The 2547-nt window shown below is 65.3% G+C and carries 2 protein-coding genes; both read right to left on the bottom strand.

The features are described from left to right. Positions 1-67: 67 nt before the first annotated feature. Positions 68-877, bottom strand: a complete 810-nt coding sequence (gene istB / locus JF781_RS27725; RefSeq protein ID WP_007172566.1) for an IS21-like element helper ATPase IstB — start codon at positions 875-877, stop codon at positions 68-70. Beyond that, complete coding sequence (gene istA, locus JF781_RS27720; protein ID WP_079669096.1) at positions 874-2382, bottom strand: IS21 family transposase; 1509 nt, start codon at positions 2380-2382, stop codon at positions 874-876. The genes istB and istA overlap by 4 nt, the downstream gene beginning before the upstream one ends. Between the last annotated feature and the right edge of the window lie 165 nt (positions 2383-2547).

Genomic DNA, 2547 nt, shown 5'->3' with positions numbered 1-2547 from the left:
CTGTCAATGGCCAAGTAGAAGTACCCGCTGGTGGCCGGATAAAAGTACCCACCCCGTGCAGTGATTCTTAGATTGGTTGGGGGTTCTCCTTCCGGTGTTGGGCGTCCTTCATTCGGTAGGACTGGCCGTCGGTGATGACGACGGTGGCGTGATGCAGGAGCCGGTCCAAGATGCTGACGGCGGTGGTCTGCTCGGGCAGGAATCGACCCCACTCTTGGAAGGGCCAGTGCGAGCCGATGGCCAGGGAGCGGCGTTCGTAGGCGCCGGCGACGAGGCGGAACAGCAGCTGGGTGCCGGTGTCGTCGAGTGGGGCGAAGCCCAGTTCGTCGAGGATGATCAGATCGACACGGAGCAGGGATTCGATGATCTTGCCGACGGTGTTGTCGGCCAAGCCGCGGTAGAGGGTTTCGACGAGGTCGGCGGCGGTGAAGTACCGGACCTTGTGCCCAGCATGAATCGCAGCGACCCCCAGTCCGATCAGGGTGTGGGACTTGCCGGTCCCAGCCGGTCCGATGATCGCCAGATTCTGTTGTGTGCGAACCCATTCCAGGCTCGACAGGTAGTCGAACACCTTGGGCTGAATCGACGATGCGGCCACGTCGAAGGACTCCAAGGTCTTGGTGACCGGGAACCCGGCAGCCTTGAGCCGGTTGACGACGTTGGAGGCATCCCGTGCCGCCAGTTCGGTCTCGACGAGGGTCCGTAGCACTTCTTCGGGGGTCCAGCGCTGGGTCTTGGCGGTGATTAGGACTTCGGGGGCGGTGCGCCGGATCGCGGCGAGCTTGAGCCGCCGCAGCCCGGCGTCGAGATCAGCGGCGAATTGCGGAGTGGACAGTGGTGCAACGGGTTTGGTTGCCTTGGCTGGCGTGCCGTTCATGACGTGGCACCACCGTCTGCGGCCGGGTTGACCGTGTAGGCAGCCAGGGATCGGGTCGGGGCGACTGGGAGGTCCAGGATCAACGCATCCCCGGCGGGGCGGGGCTGCGGCGTTCCGGCGCCGGCGGCCAGGATGGACCGCACGTCGATCGCGCGGAACCTCCGGAACGCGACCGCCCGGCGAAGCGCGCCGACCAAGGCGTCGGTGCCGTGGGCGGCGCCCAACGCCAGTAGGACTTCCAGTTCGGAGCCCAGCCGAGTGTTGCCGATCGCGGCGGCCCCGACCAGGAATGCTTGAGCATCCTCGCCGAGTGTGCAGAACTGTTGCTCAGCATGAGTTTTGGGTCGTGGTCCGCGGCTAGGTTCCGGGCGGGGACCGTCGTAGTGATCGTCGAGGACTGATGCGCTGCCTGGGGCACCCAGTTCGTGCTCAGCCACGATCACCCCAGTCGCGGGCTCCACGATGCACAGCGCGCCGTGATCGACGACGACGGCCACGCTGGTCCCGATCAGTCGGGTGGGCACCGAGTAGCGGGCCGAGGCATACCGGACACACGACAGCCGGTCGACCTTGCGGATCACCGACGGTGCCCCGATTCGAAGTTGCAGCGACGGCAACGGTTGCAGGAGTTCCCGTTCGATCAGCAGTTGCTCATCGGGGACCGCACAGATCTCCGAATGCACCGCGGCATTGACCTCCAGACACCACGCCCTGGCCGCAACGTTGGCAGCACGCAGATCAACCGGCACCCCGGCGATGGCGGCGTCGGTGAGCAGCGGGACGGCGAGGTCGCGTTGGGCGTAGCCGCACAAGTTCTCCACGATGCCCTTCGATTTAGGGTCGGATGCATGGCAGAAGTCCGGCGCGAAACCGTAATGACCTGCCAGCCGGACGTATTCGGCGGTAGGGATCACCACGTTGGCGACCACGCCGCCCTTCAGACAGGCCATCCGGTCGGCCAGCACCCGGGCCGGGACACCACCTATCCCGGCCATCGCTTCGGCGATCAACGCCAACGTCGTGGACGCCTTCTGGTCGGTGGCGAACGCGACGAAGCGCCACCGGGAGAACGCCAGCACTGCGCAGAACAGGAACAACCCGGGTGCGGCTTGGGCCCAGTCGATCACCAGATACTCACCCGGTGACCACACCGCCGGGCGACGTCCCCGGTGATGTTCGTTGCGCCACAACACCTTCGCCTCAGCAACGAGGCGACGGAAGTTGCGTGCCGACCCGTCGTAACCGGCGGCCTTCGCGATCGGCAACATCCGCTTCGCCGACATCCGACCCGCCGACTTCTCGACACGCTCGGCGACCAGATCGGCCACCGCATCGTAATTGTGGGCCCGCTCGACCCGCGGCGGTGCGCTCTCACCGGCTTCGAATTTCTCGACGACTTTCTTGACGGTCCTATGGGTGGTGCCGCACAGCTGCGCGGCGCCGCGGTATGACCCGACTTGTTGATAAGCAGAAATGATGTCCATGCGGTCCCTCGCAGACTTCAATGGAACTCCCCGGTGGTGACGATGAGTGGTTGGCACCTTCACCGTCACCACCGGGGCCCGCAGTTCCTGATCGACACGACGAACACGGGGTGGGTACTTTTATCCGGCCACCAGCGGATACCTCCACTTGGCCACCAGTGGGTACTTTTTCATGGCCACGGACAG

The organism is Mycobacterium sp. WUMAC-067, from assembly GCF_020217485.1.
Lineage (GTDB): Bacteria > Actinomycetota > Actinomycetes > Mycobacteriales > Mycobacteriaceae > Mycobacterium.
Note: the sequence above shows the minus strand (reverse complement) of the source record. Positions and strands in the feature narration are given on the sequence as shown.